Below are 15,833 nucleotides of genomic sequence, written 5' to 3'. Positions count from 1 at the left end.
TAGATTTGGGTTAGTTAACGGTTTCTCTCTGAGACATGTTTACTGACAAGGCTCGCGAATTTTTCTATACCGATTCGCCAGTCTTTTGTGTCTTCAAAATTTGCCACACTCATTCGAACGCAATTTTTATACTGCTCTTTTGTGCCGAATACGGTACCCGGTAGAATGATGATTTTTTGCTCTTGGCATTCCCGATAAAGAAGAGAACTGTCTACCTCAAAAGGCAAAGTTAACCAAACGAGGTACGAGCCTTGAGGGCGAGTTAAATTAAAACGGTTTTCTAAGTTCGAAAACTGGTTCAATGATTGCACCAAATAATGGGCAAAACGCTTTTGGTTGTGCTGATACACGCGGCGCATTTTGGTTAAATGGCTACGATACTTCCCAGTCGTTAAAAACTCACCTACGGCTGACTGCATTAAATTCAAGCTTCCCATACTTTCACAGATCAAATGTTTCTCGATCTGTTTTTGATAGCGCTCTGAAATGATCCAACCAATTCTTAGCCTTGAGTCTAGAGTTTTAGATAGGGAGCTGACGTAAATAACTCTGCCTGTTTTATCCAGCGCTTTTAAAGCGGGAAGCCCGCTGTCTGCGCTTAACCCGCCAAACACATCATCTTCAATAATAGGGATATCTTCACTGTAGCTGAGCAATTTCTTCCTATGCTCTAGAGGCATTCTTGCACCTGAAGGGTTCGTGAAGTTAGGTGTAACAATAATGGCTTTCACCGGCCACTTTTGTATTGATTTTTTAAGTTCTTCTACATCAATTCCGTAATGGTCATTACTGGGTATTTCTAATACTTGTAAGCCTAACGATTCAAGTAATAATAAGCTGCCGAAATAACATGGAGATTCAATCGCTACTATGTCTCCGGGCTGAGTAAGTGCTCGCAATGCAAGGCTGATACCCTGCTGTGCTCCATGAGTAATCGCCAAGTCACTTTTAGCGGCATTAATTCCCATACTTTGACTGATCCGCAGTAGCTGTTGAATCAGCAGATCGTTGCCTGGAGGCAGTTGGTAATGGCTTGGTATTTGGCTCTGCATTCGGCTATGCCTGCCGACTTCAGCGTATAAGCTTTTAATGGCATTCGAATTAGTATTTGGGTGGGCAGATCCGGTTGGCAAAATCGGCTTCCCTTCAGGGTAGCTGAGTACCGACTTAGAGAGAGACAGTAAATCAACTTTACTAGGTTCTACAGGAATGGATTGTTGCTGAGTTAAATTTGGCTTCACCCGATACCCAGATTTGGCAACCGAATAGATAATCCCAACGGCTTCAAGTTCTTGGTAGGCTCGAATTACTGTGTTTTTACTTACGTTGAGCTGTTGGCTTAAAATCCTGATCGATGGGAGCTTATCTTCAGGCATGAAAACCCCTTTCTCGATAGAAAGTAATAAATGATTTTCAACTTGATGGTATTTACTCTTCGAATTCATGCCTTTCCTATTTTTTCGTATCTACTCATTTCCTAACATGCCATTGCCATTGCCATTGCCATTGCCATTGCCATCGCCGTATCTAAACCAAAGCTAAAACGCTTATTGCACTGCAGAAGTTATTTGCAACGTATCGTGTGAATTACTTTACCGCGCCTCTCTATTTAAGTCTCAAATCTGTACCCAAAAAATTGATTAAATCTGTATCTTTTAAGTTTCTTGTACCCAATTAAAGTAGCTGCATATTCCATCAACGACCTGAGGCCTGATTATGTTGTTAAAATTGATTCCATTTGTATTTGTTTGGCTTTGGGCGTCAGGATTTATTGGAGCAAGGTTAGGTTTGGAATACGCAGAACCGGCGACTTTGCTATCGATTCGTATGGTAGGAAATGTCATGCTTTTTGGTGCACTAGTCTGGCTATTGAAGCGAAACATACCTAAAGGAAAAGCCTTCATTCATGCCTTTATCGTTGGCGTGCTTATCCATGGTTTTTATCTTGGCGGGAGCTATCTAGCGATTGGTTCTGGTATGCCGGCTGGGCTCAGTTCTTTGCTAGTTGGTTTACAGCCAATCATCACGGCTCTTGTGATGGTGGGTTTTTCACAACAGAAGTTCAGGCTTTCTCAATGGCTAGGATTAGGGCTTGGATTCTTAGGCATATGCTTGGTTTTGATTGGCGATATTGAGTGGCAAAATGACGAACATCGCTTATTCGCTTTTGGTACCTGTATGCTTGCATTATTTGGTATTACATTTGGTACGCTTTACCAGAAACGATTTTGCCAAGGGACGGATATTGTGGGTTCCGCAATGATCCAATACCTAGCGGCAGGGATGTTGTTTGCACCAGTAGCGATGCAATTCGAAACAGGGAAAGTAGACTGGAGTATTGAGTTTTTATTAACACTGTTATGGTTAGTGGTGGTGTTGTCTTGTTTTGCTGTATTGCTCCTTTTGTATATGGTTGAGCACGGGGCTGCATCTTCAGTTGCATCTGTTTTTTATCTTGTGCCACCTGTTACAGCCATTCAAGCCTGGTTAATGTTTGGTGAGTCTTTTGATGCGCTTGGCGGGTTAGGCTTTGCTCTTGCAGCGTTGGCTGTGTACTTAGTCACTAGAAAGCCCAAAATATTAATTAGACATCAAGACCAAGCTTCTGATCTGTCTCTTGTTAAGTAATTGTAGTGCCCTTTGCTAAGTAATCGGCATAACTGTGGGGAAGAATGAAAAACGGCGAGCGTGACTCCTTTTTATAACTCAAATACACTGTATGACAGGTTTTAAAAATCATATAGGCAGTTTAGATGGCAAATTGGGAAGGGGTCAGTGAGTTTGTTGCAGTGGCAGAACGTGAAAGCTTTACTGGCGCCGCGCAAAAGCTTGCAACATCGGTTGCTCAAATAAGCCGACGTGTCGCCAACCTTGAAGAACGTTTGGCTGTTAAGCTTTTAAACCGAACCACAAGAAAAGTGTCCCTGACGGAAGCGGGGCAACTGTACTTTCAGCAATGTAAGCAGTTAGTGGAAGGTCTAGAAATTGCTGAGCTTGCTGTTACCCAAATGCAATCGACGCCGAAAGGTTTATTGAAAGTGACTGCGCCTGTGACTTATGGCGAACGAGAACTTGCCCCAATTTTACACCGATTTTTAAAGCTGTATCCGCAGGTGGAATTGGAATTGATGTTGACCAATCAAAAGCTGGATCTGATTGACTCTGGCGTTGATGTCGCGATTCGTTTAGGCCGCTTGGAAGATTCCAGCTTGATTGCTAAGAAGCTCTCTCAAAGGCAGCTGTTCATTTGTGCTAGCCCTGAATATATTGAGCGATATGGCGAGCCTCATACTTTGTCTGAGCTTGCTAACCATCAGTGTTTACTGGGAAGCTTCGAGCATTGGCGCTTTAAAGAAAATAAGCAATCCCGAAGCGTTCGAGTGAATGGTCGTATTAAGTGTAATAGCGGATTAGCCTTGTTAGATGCAGCCAAACAGAGCGTCGGTTTAGTTCAACTCCCGGATTATTACGTGAGTGAAGAGCTGGAATCTGGCCAATTGGTTGAGGTTCTTTCTGACTTTCGAGACGACAAAGAAGGGATCTGGGCGCTTTATCCTCACAATAGAAACTTATCTCCTAAAGTTCGCCTGCTGGTGGACTATCTCTCTGAGCAGTTATCAATTAAGTAACTCACTATTAAGTAACTATCAACCAACAAGTAACTGTCAGCCAACCAATAAATTTACCAAAACAATAGATTGAATCTTCAAATCTAAAGTTGACCCTCGCTTATAAATTCCACTAAACAGGCTTACTGGGCTTGGCGAGTGAGTGGGGGCTTTGCTAGAATGCGGCGCTTTCCTGCACGCTCTTGTGCTGAAGCTTTGCGAAGTGAGATGAACGATGAAAAAAAGCCATGTAACCGTAGGGCTAACCAACCCTAAAAGCCCAACCAACGTGGGTGCGGTAATGCGCGCGGCTGGCTGCTACCAAGTTGATGAAGTTAAATACACGGGTCAGCGTTATGCTAAAGCTGCTAAGTTTCATACTGATACGAAAAGTGCGGCACGAACGATTCCTCTTACTTTTGCTGAGTCATTTCTTGATGACTTAGACCCCGACACCCAGATCGTATGTGTAGAATTAGCGGAAGGCGCAGTACCTTTACCTCGTTTTAAGCATCCTGAGAAAGCCATATATATATTTGGTCCTGAAGATGGGTCAATCACTCAAGATGTTGCAGACCGTGCTGACCATGTGGTTTATGTTCCTACTGTAGGCTGCATGAACCTTGCTGCAACGGTGAACGTGTTGCTTTATGACCGCTTGGCAAAATCAGAAGATATGGATGAGAGTGATGAGCTTATTCGTAGTAGCCGTGATAATCGCAATCACTTGCTTGTGAAGTCGTAATCGAGCTGTTTATTTTATTCATTAAAAAGCCCCAAGCGAGTGTATCGTCTGGGGCTTTTTTTCTGCCTATTTATCTATTTAAGCAGTGATTATTCCGCACACTTTGAAGCCATAATTTGTAATGGTTTACCTGAGTCATCGAACTGTAAGCTCCATACATACTTACCACCATTACGGATCGTAATTGCTGTATCTTGACCATAGCCACCTTTGGTTAGTGGATTCATTTGCCCCAACTTAAGGTTTAGACCATCTGCCGTAAATTGTGGAGACCACGATTTAGAAGCATACTGCATGCGATAGCTACCTGGTTTTTCAGTAGTGACAACTTGATAGGTGTTATCGCCCTTATATTTTAATCCGCGTTTTGCTACATGCTTCCAACCAGAATCTGCGAAGTTACCTACGACATAAAGCTGACTAGTGATAGGACCTGTACCTTCAACGGTTGGATTATCACATTGAGCCATGAAACCGCTCCCCACTTCGCCTCCGGTTGCGATAACCACCCCAATAGGCGCTTTGTCACTCGGTTTAGTCACTTCTAAGAAGCGAGCTTCAAAAGGTTCAAGGGCAATGGCATATTCCCCATTATTAGCAGCAATAGCTTGGTTAGACTGAAGGTCGTTCAAGTCATCTAAAGAAGCCGATTTTTCTTGCGATAGCGCGATGGTTTGAGCTTGATCTGTCACATTAACCGCGTAAACAATGGCTTTGTCTTCAAAGGCTTTGTGGTCAACATAAGCGACGTCACTGGCAATAAGGTTGGTACGTTTACCTTGCGATAATGCAGGGTGATTTTTTCTCAGCTCCATCAAATCCGTAACGTATTGTTTTAGATCTTGCTCATTAGCGTTTAGCTGAGCCGTAATGTTTTCAATTTTTGCACTTGTACGGGCAACGTGATCATCACATAAGCCATCAACCGCGCAGCCATCTGTCCAAACCTTACTTGCAAATCCTTCTAACTGATCGCCAATTTCATCGCCGTAATAAGTCGTAATAGGTCCTGTATAAGCCGCTTGGAAAGAGAAAGCCGCTTTGTAACGTTGCCAGTATTCTTTATCTTGTGGAGATGCAATATCACCACGTTGCATTAAGTCTCCAAAACGCACTAAGTCATGGTTACCTATCATTAGGTTTGGTTTAGCATGGTCTGGGTACAATGAATGTAAAGACATACCTTCTGCTAACCATTCTCCATCTTTCCCGCCAACCCCTGCTTCATTTACAGCAAAAGTTTCTGTTAGGCGATAGCGCATAGGGAAATCGAATGCAGAACACAATGCAGGAGCTTCATTGCTGCCATAGCCAGTCTCTATAATGCGGTTTTCACCCGCCCAGATTTCCGCGACCATGTAGCCTAATGGGTTAACCGTTTCGCCTTTGTTATTAACGTATTCAACTTGAGATGAAGCAGTATCCACGGTTTCACGAATCTGAGTCCATGCTTCTTTTGGTACTTGGTAAGCTTGGTCTAAACGCCACCCATCAATTTTTAATTCTTTAATCCAATATTCAGCCACTTCTTGATAGAAAGCTAAGCTTTCTGGGTAAGAAACAGGGTTATCTTCGCCGTGAGGAAGCTTACCTGTTGGGGAGGGAACTACGTTTTTCTTATGATGACCAAATACACCGTCGAAGAATACATATAAGCCACGAGCATGTGCTTCTTCCACTAATTTTTTAGCGTCTTCTAATGTGCCAAATCTAGGGTCGATATTGAAAAAATCAGTAGCAAAGTACCCTGTTGCATCTAATCGGTCTGCCCAGTGATCTTGCCCTGCAACTGGTTCAGAATTGAATATAGGAGTCAGCCAAATGCCGTTCATGCCTAATGATTCAATGTAATCCAGTGAATCAATAATGCCTTGAATGTCGCCATTATGATGGCTGGTGCCGTAACCCGTCCCATGACCAATCGAGTTATCGCCATCTACGAAACTTTCTACCATTACTTGATAGATTCTAAGATCATTAACAGCAGTATTATTGTCAGCTTGGCATTGATATGCAGCGACGGTTGGTGCTTGAACAGATTCAGGTGAAGACTGACAACCCGCGAGTAGGATCGCTGAAATTGCCAGAGCAGTATTGGATAAAGAAAGTTTCACGTTATGGTCCTTATTATTGTGATTCGATCTTATTATTCATCATCCCAATGTTCTATAAATCCTCCATAAAAATGAGGGATCGGGAGTAGAGGATAGGCTGAGAGATCTTAGTCACGATATGTTCTAACTTTCTTATACAAAGCATGATTGACTACAAACTTTCATCACCAATCGTGCAATATGTCCCTGAAAATAAATGAAATAAAAATTTATAGTTATTGATACCAATAAAGGTTCTGTCGGTGGCGTCACTCTCTGTTATCTCAAAAACGGGGAAGAGCACTTTATAAATCAATTGTTATAGTGTCTTATATCAAATGTTAATTTTACCGGTTTTTAATGCTTAATAGCTATAGTTAACAGCTTTTAGCATGTGGTAAGTTTTATTTTCATAGGCAGTCAGACGTTTAGTAAGGTGGCGTAAGTGAGCAGTCAATCCGACCCGTCCAGTGTTGTTTTTAAAGGCATGCCGCGTTTTCAATCGCCATTTATTATCAATAGCCCTCATCGGAAGTGGCTTGGCTGGAAAGGCATTGGGCACCGTTTAGTACTGGCTTTGGCAATGCTTTCTTTGACTACCATTTTTTTGTCTGTCGTTTCATCATTTACGTTTAAAGATTTGAATCAGCGTTTAGTCGAGTTGAAAGAAAGCGAGATCCCCGCTTTGGAACAAGCTGCTCGATTAAATGACATGGTGAGAGTGATCATTTCGACCTCTTCTCAGCTTGGAGGTGCAGAGTCCAATATTGAACGTAAGCAAGCCATGCAAGATATTGAGACCGCAATTGAAGTCATGGATGGCATTATGGTTAACTTTCCTGACTATCATGCCTATTTTAAAGATCTTATCGCCCAAGTTGACCACAGTTTGAGTTTACTTTACCAAAGTGAAATTGAACTGGAATTGTTAAATAAAGAGTTACGTAACTTACTCGAAGGCTTTTATCCTTTGCTGCAACAGGCAAGCGACTCGTTGGATAATTTGCCAGACGCCCGTAAAGAAGAGATTCAATATACTCAGCTAAAATCGCTTCTCTATTACCAATTAGGTTTGGTTGAAAAGCTGTATAACGACTCAAGCTTTAATGAACTCGATTACACGAGTTACCGCCTTGAGCAGGTTGGTGAAGAGTGGTGGGCATTATGGGTGAATGGTGATCTGAGAAGCGACTTTCCGGAGCTTGATCATCAACTTACTGTTATATACAACTTAGCTTCCAGTTCGAGCAGTTTATATGAACTTAAGAACAAAGCTTTGGATTATCGCTACCAAGAACAATACTTTTTGCAAAATAGCCGTGAGTATCTTAATCAATTGACGGTGCAAATTGAACGTAACACCAGTACCGTTAACCGCAATATTGATCAGTCAATTAATGAAGCTCAGCTTTCCCTTCAATCTAACCAGCAGCTTTCTTTATTTCTTTCTTTATTCAGTATTTTGGCTGCCGCCGCTATTTCGTGGTTTTACGTTCGTAAAAGCATTTTAGAGCGACTCTTACAGTTAAAAGACAATATGTTCGCTATCTCAACGGGGCATTTAGACACTGAAGTATCCATCAGGGGTAAAGATGAAGTTACCCAAATGGCGAAGTACTTAAAGGTATTTCAAATGACGGCGAAAGCAGTGAAACAAACTAATCGTAAGTTAGAAGCTGAAGTGGAAGAACGGACGATAGCAGAAGCTAAGCTGCGAATTACGCAAGATGAGTTAGTACAAGCGGGTAAGTTAGCGGCTTTAGGGCAATTGAGTGTAGGGATCACCCATGAGATAAATCAGCCCCTCACAGCCGTTAATAGCCACGTTCGCAGTGCTCAACTTTGGTTGGATAAAGGCCGTGAAGATAAGGTTGTTCTGAATCTACAAAAAATTGAAGGGTTGCTGGAAAAGGTGTCTGCGATTACTCGTCACTTAAAAGCTTTTTCAAGAAAAAGCGATGGGAAGATTCAAAACGTCGAGCTTGAACAGGTGATTGGTGATGCTATTGAGCTTTTCGAAACTCGCCAGAATAATGTCCCCGTTGTGTATGACAACACTGGATCTTTTTGGGTGAAAGCCAACAGTATCCGGCTTGAGCAAGTGCTGGTTAATCTGATCAGTAATGCTTTAGATGCCGTTGAAAAACGAGACGCCCCTAGCATCATTATCTCAACCGAAGAAACACGAACATCGGTGCAAATTGTAGTCAAAGATAATGGGTTGGGTATTCCACAAGAAGATTTACCTCACCTTTTTGACCCTTTTTATTCTCGTAAATCATCAGGAAAGGGGCTTGGGCTGGGTTTGTCTATCGCATACAACATAATCAAAGATTTTGGTGGTTCAATTCATGTTAAATCGGTTGAACACCAAGGCTCCGAATTTATTGTCACACTTCAAAAAGGCACAGACTCATGACATTTGAAAAAAACACCGTCTTTGAAAAGCATATTGTTCTCATTGACGACGAAATGGACGTAGTTGAAGCCATGAGTGAAATGTTAGAGCTTGAAGGATTCTGCGTTAGCTCTTTTACTGACCCTAATGTGGGGCTGAAATCACTCAATTCGAACAGCCAATCTGTCGTGCTTTGTGATGTGAGAATGCCAAAGGTAGACGGATTAACGTTATTGAGTTCCATTCAGCATAGAGCACCAAATGTGCCCGTACTTCTTATGAGTGGTCATGGTGATATACCAATGGCAATTGAAGCCATGAAATTGGGCGCGTTCGATTTTCTGGAAAAGCCATTGAATACCGACGAACTTATTGAAAAACTCGATCTTGCCTTGGCTCAAAGCGAGCAAAGCCGTCCTAAAGCGTCTCAAGGTGATGAAGGCGATATTTTGCCTATTGAGTCTGTGGTGATCGGGCAATCTAAAGCGATGGACACAATACGTAAGCAAGTTCTGGCTTTGGCTCATACCGGTGTGGATACCATCATCAATGGCGAAACGGGTACTGGTAAAGAGGTGATAGCCAGTGCGCTTCATCAATTCAGCAGGCGAAAAGCTAAGCCTTTTGTGGCAATAAACTGCGGTGGTATGACAGAAAGCATCATTGAAAGTGAATTGTTTGGGCATGAAGCTGGGTCTTTCACCAGTGCGAACAAAAAGCGAATTGGTAAAATTGAACAAGCGAATGGAGGCACTCTATTTCTTGATGAAATTGAAAGTATGCCGATTACTGTTCAGATCAAGCTACTTCGAGTCATTCAAGAACGCATGATTGAACGAGTCGGAGGGAATGAGTTAATCCCAGTAGATATTGTAGTTGTAGCGGCCAGTAAAGCTGATTTAGCAAGCCTAAGTGAAACGGGTGAGTTTAGGGCTGACCTTTTCTATCGATTAAATATTGCGAGCTTAAATCTACCCGCCCTTCGCCAGCGTAAAGAAGATATTCAGGTGCTGTTTAGACATTTTGTCATCCAAGCCAGCCAAAAGTACAGAACGCGACCTTCCACAATTTACCCTGAGCAAATACAACAGCTTTGCCGGCACGAATGGCCTGGCAACGTGCGTGAATTACGTAATGTGGCAGATAGGTTCGTCTTAGGTATTGTCGGGGATGGGTTTGATCTTCAATCGCCAATTTGTGAGTCTACAGGGGAAGATTTCGCCTTTGAAAAGCAGATGGAGCAATACGAAAGAAACGTATTAACTGAAGCCCTCATAGAAGCGGGAGGCAATATAAATGAAGTGTCGAGTAAATTGAATTTACCCCGAAAAACGCTTTATCGAAAAATGAAGAAACACCAATTAGATAAAGACAGCTTCAAAGCTTAGTGCTCTCTTATCATGGCTAATGGCTAATGGCTAATGGCTAATGGCTAATGGCTAATGGCTAATGGCTAATGGCTAATGGCTAAGAGTTAAGAGGGTTAAGTATGGATAAAAGAGAAGCACAAACCATAGAAATTTAATAAAGACATTAATGACCCATTTATTTGCCTTATAAATTAACTAATACTTCAAGTGATTGTAATAAAAGAATTTTAGTATTTGGCACAATGCGTGCAATTGATGGTTGTGGCGCAAGTTCACAGGAGTCCAATTTTGGTATTACCGCAAACCTGTATCGCGGTAGTTCAATATCGATTTGGTCTAATAATGGAAAGTAAAAGAAAAATTGCTTTTGCAAGGAGATACAAACATGAAGCAAATACTGAAGGGGTCTATTGCCCTAGTTCTAGGGCTAAGCTCAATGACTGCATGGGCAGCTCAAGAGTCAGCAAACTTAGGTCCTCGTCCCCTCTTTTTAGTCAACAATATGGATGAGAGCCCTTTAAAAACCAAGCTACTGAGTTGTAGTGAGGGACCTTTTCATCGCAGCGATTTTTCAATTGGTCACCGTGGAGCTGCTATGCAGTTTCCGGAGCACACCAAAGAATCGTACCTAGCTGCGATTCAAATGGGAGCGGGTGTCGTTGAATGTGACGTGACGTTTACCAAAGATAAAGAGCTTGTTTGTCGTCACTCTCAGAGTGATCTTCACACCACAACAGATGTTTTGGCTCACCCTGAGCTTGCAAAGAAATGCTCAACGCCATTTACACCAGCAAACCCTGCAACTGGGGAAGATGCACAAGTTGAATGCCGAACATCAGATTTTACTCTAGCGGAATTTAGAACTCTGAAAGGTAAAATGGATGGTGCTAACCCTAAAGCGACAACGGTTGAAGAGTACATGAATGGTACTCCAGGCTGGCGCACAGACTTATATAGTCAAAGTGGGACGTTAATGACACACGCTGAAAGTGCAGAGCTATTTAAAGCACATGGTGTGAAGGTTACTCCTGAACTGAAGTCGGCTTCAGTGGAAATGCCGTTCAATGGCTTCTCTCAAGAGATGTATGCTCAAAAGCTAGTTGATGAGTTAAAAGAAGCGGGCTTCAAACCATCAGAGACTTACTTGCAATCATTCAACCTAGATGACGTGAAGTACTGGGTAAATAAAGCGCCTAAATTCGGAAAACAAGCCGTGTACTTAGATGATCGTGTATATGATCAAGCGGATTTTGTTGCGTCAGTGAAAAATATGAAAGAGCTGCGCGATGCGGGCGTGAATATTATTGCTCCACCACTATTTGCACTGGTTGATCTGAATGACAAAAATGAAATGGTCGCATCTAACTATGCGAAGTTAGCGAAAGAAGCGGACCTAGATATTATTGCTTGGACTTTGGAGCGTTCAGGTCCACTTGATCAAGGTGGCGGCTGGTACTATCAAACGGTTAAGCAAGGCATTAATAATGATGGCGACATGATGAAAATGTTAGACGTGCTCGCGCAAGATGTGGGCGTACTGGGTGTATTCAGTGATTGGCCTGCGACCGTGACTTACTATGATAACTGTATGAATAGTAAGTCTTAATTAAGATTTTACTTAACATATATTACTAACCAACGTTATTAACTAATATTGATATAAGTACAAGCGGTTAGTTATATTGAAAAGAGCCTTCGGGCTCTTTTTTTGTTTAAGATTTTTGTGTGGGAAAGTAAGGGACAAAAGTGACCCAAACTAACTAAATACCTTTGGACACTTATGACTCATACTAGAGTGGTGTTTTAGTTGCTCAATTTAAGTTGTTGAAAAGTAATAATTATTTTTTTGGCATGAAGGGTGCAATAGTGAGTTCGACTTTCAACAATAAGTAAAATAAGGTTTGAATATGAAAATCAGTGTTAAAGGACTGTTAATCGCTAGCTCATTACTGCTTCCATCAATGGCTATGGCAAGCGACTGCTCTAGCCGTGGTGTGCTAGACGATAGATACTGTGATGAAAACCAAGATTTGGTTGCCGATTCACCAAAGAATCCTGATGAATGGAATGATCCAAGTACGCTTGTGTTTACCTATACACCAGTAGAAGACCCTGCATTGTACAAAGATGCGTTTGCTGATTTCCAAGCTCACTTGAGCAAGATTACTGGTAAACGCGTTATTTATTACACGGTTCACTCTAACTCAGCTCAAGTTGAAGCTATGCGTTCAGGCCGACTTCATGTTGCTGGATTCTCTACAGGTCCTACGGGCTATGCCGTTAACTTAGCGGGTTACGTACCAATCGCTGTGAAAGGTGATGAATCAGGTTTCCAAGGCTATAACTTAATCACTATTGTTCGTAAAGACAGCGGTATTAATACTATGGCTGACTTGAAAGGCAAAAAGGTTGCGCATACTTCTGCTTCTTCCAACTCTGGTAACCTTGCCCCACGAGCTTTATTCCCTGCGAAAGGTTTAGTGCCAGATGAAGACTACAAAGTACTTTACTCAGGTAAGCACGACCAATCAATTCTAGGCGTGTTTAATGGGGATTATGATGCAGCACCCGTGGCATCGGATGTCTATGATCGCATGGTGGCAGCAGGACGAGTTGATGATTCTGAACTAAAAATTATTTACCGCAGCCCTCGCTTCCCTACCTCTGCATTTGGTTATGCTTACAACCTAAAACCAGAATTGGTTGAGAAGATTGAAGAAGCGTTCTTCAGTTACCGCTTTACTGAAGAAATGAGTGCCTCATTCAAAGGTGCAGACCGATTCTCTCCAATTTCATACCAAGAAGAATGGGATGTCATTCGTGATATTGCACACGCAACCGGTACGGCTTACACAAAAACTGGTTTGAAGAAGTTAGCAGAGAAAGATGCTGCGAAGCGTGCGAAGAAAAAAGCAGCGGCGTTAGCAAAACAAGCGGCTAGCCAGTAGCGCCTCATTAACTCGTGATTGTTATTGGAGAGCGTTACTAGATAACGACTCACCAATAACGAATAGCTTTCACTAGTTACAGATTACACGCTTAACCAAACAATAATCACATTTACCTCTTTAGCTTATCCAATTGATAAGCGCATTTTAAATCTATGCCCTCACGGGTAGGGCATAGATCATCTTAAATTTTGCACAAGGAAATGCAGTATGGCTGTCGCAAGCTATGAAGGAATAAAGATTAATAACCTGTTTCATGAATATGTGGCAGGTAAGCCGATTCTTAAAGGCATTAATATTGATATTGATGAACCAGGTATTATCGCCATTATCGGACCATCAGGCACAGGTAAAAGTACGCTTCTACGCTGTATCAACCGTCTAAACGATCCTAGCCAAGGTGAAATCATATTTGATGGTGCCGATCTTACTCAACTGAAAGGACAAGCGCTTCGAATGCAGCGTCGCCATATCGGCATGGTTTTTCAAGAATACAATTTAGTTGAGCGCTTAACCGTCATCGAAAACGTATTAAGCGGGCGTTTGGGTTACATGTCGGCGTGGAATGCATGGCGTCGAAACTACTCAACTGAAGACTTAAATAAAGCCTTTGAGCTACTCGAATTTGTCGGTTTACAAGATTTCGCGAACCAACGAGCGGATAGTTTGTCTGGCGGGCAAAGACAACGTGTCGGTATCGCCCGTGCGGTCATGCAAGACCCATATATATTGTTGGCTGATGAACCCACGTCATCACTTGACCCTAAAACAGCGGTTGAGATTATGGAGTTAATGGAAACCTTCGCTGAACAGAAAAACATTCCAGTTCTGGTTAACATTCATGATGTGAACTTAGCGAAACGTTACGCGAAACGCATCATTGGAATGTGTAATGGTAAAGTTCACTACGATGGCAGCCCTGAAGGGATCTCAGAAGATGATCTAAAAATCATTTATGGGGGTGAATCATGGCTGGATTAACACAAGATAGTGCTGTTCAGAACTCATCAAGTACGCATGCTTCAAGAAAAGCAGTAAATAGGGAAAACCCTTTTAAAACGTCGTGGACGAATCGAGCAATTATGGCTGCGATTGTAGCGTATCTGTTCTATAGCTTTTCGACATTAGGCTTAACGTTTGATCGGCTTATTATAGGGTTTGGCGAAAGTGAGCGATTACTTGCAAGGATGTTCCCGCCAGATTTTTCTCGCACCAGTTTACTGCTGAGCGGTCTGGCTGAGAGTTTGCAGATTGCGATTATTTCGAGCTTCTTTGGCATTGTTATTTCACTATTTTTAGGCTTGCTTGCTGCTAGAAATATGATGCCTTCAATTGTTTCAACGCCGATACGTGGCTTCATTGCTTTATGTCGTTCTTTTCACCCAGTGATCATCGCAATTCTGTTTGTGAAAGCCGTGGGCTTTGGCGCTTTGGCTGGGATCTTAACTTTGGTTTTTGCTTCAATTGGTTTCATTGCCAAGTTGTTCGCAGAAGCTATTGAAGAAATCTCGTTTAAACCTGTGGAAGCGATAAAAGCGACAGGGGCAAGTTTCACTAGCGTGATCCTATATGCTGTTATGCCACAAGTATTTACCCGCTTCATTGGTTTTGCAAGTTACCAGCTGGACTCGAATTTACGTAATTCTACTATGGTCGGCATTGTTGGTGCTGGCGGTTTAGGTGGCACTCTTTTCTCGGCATTCCAGCGTTTTGATTACGATTTTGTTGCGGCTATATTGATGACCATAATCGCATTGATTCTTGTAGGTGAATTTCTTTCAAATATTGTTAGGAGAGTCTTCTAATGACAACGGCTTCTATAGATAAAGAATGGCAACGTTTTACGTTTAATGAGCGCATCGCTCGGTTTGCGATTTACCTTAGCTTAGTGTGTGCGATTGTGTGGTCATGGCAGACTGTTGAAGTGATTCCAGAGTTCTTGTATGACGCCCCAGCTCAGTTTGCAGATATGTTTGAACGCATGGTGCCGCTTGATTATGCATTCTATCCAGAGTCCATTCATGCAGCGATGATTGAAACGTTGCATATCGCAACTTTAGGTACTTTGTTTACCTTGGTTTTTGCTATTCCTTTAGCGTTATTGAATGCGCCAAATATTACGCCTAATAAAGCACTAAATTGGGTTGCTCAATTCTTTCTTGTGTCTTCTCGTTCTGTGAATTCATTAGTGTGGGCACTCTTGTTTATTGCACTGTTTGGCCCTGGTGTTCTTGCAGGCATTATGGCGATTGCCATTCGTAGTATCGGCTTTGTAGGGAAGCTGTTAGCGGAAGCCATTGCTGAAGTGAACATGGGGCCAATTGAAGCGTTGAAAGCGACTGGCGCTTCTTGGATGAGTATTTTACTTAAAGGTTATTGGCCTCAAGTGATGCCAGCTTTTTACTCTATTGTTTTATTCCGTTGGGATATCAATGTACGAGAGTCAGCAGTGTTAGGGCTAGTTGGTGCGGGTGGTATTGGCGTTATTCTAAATGATGCTCAAAACCTATTTGAATGGCAGAAAGTATCCATGGTGTTAGTGAGTATTTTTGCCGTAGTGATTATTGCCGAAGCCGTAGTAATCCATATTCGTAACAAGCTCATTTAGTCATTGAGATAAATACAATTCATAACAGTTTAGAGCTTAAAGTGACACTTTATAGCTTAAACG

Annotated in this window: 12 protein-coding genes; 10 read left to right on the top strand and 2 right to left on the bottom strand. The window is 42.2% G+C overall.

Annotated features, from left to right (window positions below):
• Positions 1 to 14 precede the first annotated feature (14 nt).
• Entirely contained in the window at positions 15 to 1,445 is a 1,431-nt protein-coding gene (locus OCU78_RS21245) for an aminotransferase-like domain-containing protein (protein ID WP_137371646.1), read from the bottom strand.
• Between the two features lie 271 nt (positions 1,446 to 1,716).
• Between OCU78_RS21245 and OCU78_RS21240 the strand changes: the two genes are divergently transcribed.
• The 3 genes from OCU78_RS21240 to OCU78_RS21230 all read left to right on the top strand — a co-directional run bounded on the left by OCU78_RS21240 (position 1,717) and on the right by OCU78_RS21230 (position 4,353).
• Positions 1,717 to 2,628 (top strand): DMT family transporter, encoded by a 912-nt coding sequence (locus OCU78_RS21240; protein WP_137371645.1) that lies wholly within the window; start codon positions 1,717 to 1,719, stop codon positions 2,626 to 2,628.
• A 125-nt stretch (positions 2,629 to 2,753) separates the two neighbouring features.
• The gene (locus OCU78_RS21235; protein ID WP_137371644.1) at positions 2,754 to 3,629 is read left to right on the top strand and encodes a LysR family transcriptional regulator; all 876 of its coding nucleotides are present in this window, start codon (positions 2,754 to 2,756) and stop codon (positions 3,627 to 3,629) included.
• 214 nt (positions 3,630 to 3,843) lie between these two features.
• Positions 3,844 to 4,353, top strand: a complete 510-nt coding sequence (locus tag OCU78_RS21230; protein ID WP_137371643.1) for an RNA methyltransferase — start codon at positions 3,844 to 3,846, stop codon at positions 4,351 to 4,353.
• An 89-nt stretch (positions 4,354 to 4,442) separates the two neighbouring features.
• Here OCU78_RS21230 and OCU78_RS21225 read toward each other — a convergent pair whose 3' ends face one another.
• On the bottom strand, positions 4,443 to 6,467 hold the full coding sequence (locus OCU78_RS21225) for an alpha-amylase family glycosyl hydrolase (RefSeq protein ID WP_373367611.1): 2,025 nt from the start codon (positions 6,465 to 6,467) through the stop codon (positions 4,443 to 4,445).
• A 466-nt stretch (positions 6,468 to 6,933) separates the two neighbouring features.
• On the opposite strand from OCU78_RS21225, the gene OCU78_RS21220 reads away from it, so the two are divergent.
• The 7 genes from OCU78_RS21220 (at position 6,934) to phnE (OCU78_RS21190) (ending at position 15,770) form a co-directional block, all read left to right on the top strand.
• Positions 6,934 to 8,865: an ATP-binding protein gene (locus OCU78_RS21220; RefSeq protein WP_137372243.1), complete on the top strand. Its 1,932-nt coding sequence runs from the start codon at positions 6,934 to 6,936 to the stop codon at positions 8,863 to 8,865.
• Positions 8,862 to 10,232 (top strand): sigma-54-dependent transcriptional regulator, encoded by a 1,371-nt coding sequence (locus tag OCU78_RS21215; RefSeq protein ID WP_137371641.1) that lies wholly within the window; start codon positions 8,862 to 8,864, stop codon positions 10,230 to 10,232. Before OCU78_RS21220 ends, OCU78_RS21215 begins: the two co-directional genes overlap by 4 nt.
• 367 nt (positions 10,233 to 10,599) lie before the next feature.
• Positions 10,600 to 11,820: a glycerophosphodiester phosphodiesterase family protein gene (locus OCU78_RS21210; RefSeq protein ID WP_137371640.1), complete on the top strand. Its 1,221-nt coding sequence runs from the start codon at positions 10,600 to 10,602 to the stop codon at positions 11,818 to 11,820.
• Between the two features lie 301 nt (positions 11,821 to 12,121).
• The gene (phnD, locus tag OCU78_RS21205) at positions 12,122 to 13,162 is read left to right on the top strand and encodes a phosphate/phosphite/phosphonate ABC transporter substrate-binding protein (protein ID WP_137371639.1); all 1,041 of its coding nucleotides are present in this window, start codon (positions 12,122 to 12,124) and stop codon (positions 13,160 to 13,162) included.
• Positions 13,163 to 13,372: 210 nt separating this feature from the next.
• Positions 13,373 to 14,143 carry a phosphonate ABC transporter ATP-binding protein gene (gene phnC, locus OCU78_RS21200; RefSeq protein ID WP_137371638.1) on the top strand — a complete coding sequence of 257 codons (771 nt, stop codon included), beginning with the start codon at positions 13,373 to 13,375 and terminating at the stop codon, positions 14,141 to 14,143.
• On the top strand, positions 14,131 to 14,967 hold the full coding sequence (gene phnE / locus OCU78_RS21195; protein WP_137371637.1) for a phosphonate ABC transporter, permease protein PhnE: 837 nt from the start codon (positions 14,131 to 14,133) through the stop codon (positions 14,965 to 14,967). Before phnC ends, phnE (OCU78_RS21195) begins: the two co-directional genes overlap by 13 nt.
• Positions 14,967 to 15,770 (top strand): phosphonate ABC transporter, permease protein PhnE, encoded by an 804-nt coding sequence (gene phnE, locus OCU78_RS21190; protein ID WP_137371636.1) that lies wholly within the window; start codon positions 14,967 to 14,969, stop codon positions 15,768 to 15,770. Before phnE (OCU78_RS21195) ends, phnE (OCU78_RS21190) begins: the two co-directional genes overlap by 1 nt.
• The last annotated feature ends 63 nt before the right edge of the window (positions 15,771 to 15,833 follow it).

The organism is Vibrio gallaecicus (genome assembly GCF_024347495.1).
Classification (GTDB): domain Bacteria; phylum Pseudomonadota; class Gammaproteobacteria; order Enterobacterales; family Vibrionaceae; genus Vibrio; species Vibrio gallaecicus.
The sequence above is the reverse complement of the archived record's forward strand: the minus strand, read 5'-3'. Positions and strand labels throughout refer to the sequence as shown.

Bases quoted from the DNA above. Each gene is read 5' to 3' on its own strand.
- phnD (WP_137371639.1), top strand. From the start codon at position 12,122: ATGAAAATCAGTGTTAAAGGACTGTTAATCGCTAGCTCATTACTGCTT.
- OCU78_RS21230 (WP_137371643.1), top strand. From the start codon at position 3,844: ATGAAAAAAAGCCATGTAACCGTAGGGCTAACCAACCCTAAAAGCCCA.
- OCU78_RS21220 (WP_137372243.1), top strand. From the start codon at position 6,934: ATGCCGCGTTTTCAATCGCCATTTATTATCAATAGCCCTCATCGGAAG.
- OCU78_RS21210 (WP_137371640.1), top strand. From the start codon at position 10,600: ATGAAGCAAATACTGAAGGGGTCTATTGCCCTAGTTCTAGGGCTAAGC.
- phnE (WP_137371636.1), top strand. From the start codon at position 14,967: ATGACAACGGCTTCTATAGATAAAGAATGGCAACGTTTTACGTTTAAT.
- phnC (WP_137371638.1), top strand. From the start codon at position 13,373: ATGGCTGTCGCAAGCTATGAAGGAATAAAGATTAATAACCTGTTTCAT.
- phnE (WP_137371637.1), top strand. From the start codon at position 14,131: ATGGCTGGATTAACACAAGATAGTGCTGTTCAGAACTCATCAAGTACG.
- OCU78_RS21245 (WP_137371646.1), bottom strand. From the start codon at position 1,445: ATGAATTCGAAGAGTAAATACCATCAAGTTGAAAATCATTTATTACTT.
- OCU78_RS21215 (WP_137371641.1), top strand. From the start codon at position 8,862: ATGACATTTGAAAAAAACACCGTCTTTGAAAAGCATATTGTTCTCATT.
- OCU78_RS21240 (WP_137371645.1), top strand. From the start codon at position 1,717: ATGTTGTTAAAATTGATTCCATTTGTATTTGTTTGGCTTTGGGCGTCA.
- OCU78_RS21235 (WP_137371644.1), top strand. From the start codon at position 2,754: ATGGCAAATTGGGAAGGGGTCAGTGAGTTTGTTGCAGTGGCAGAACGT.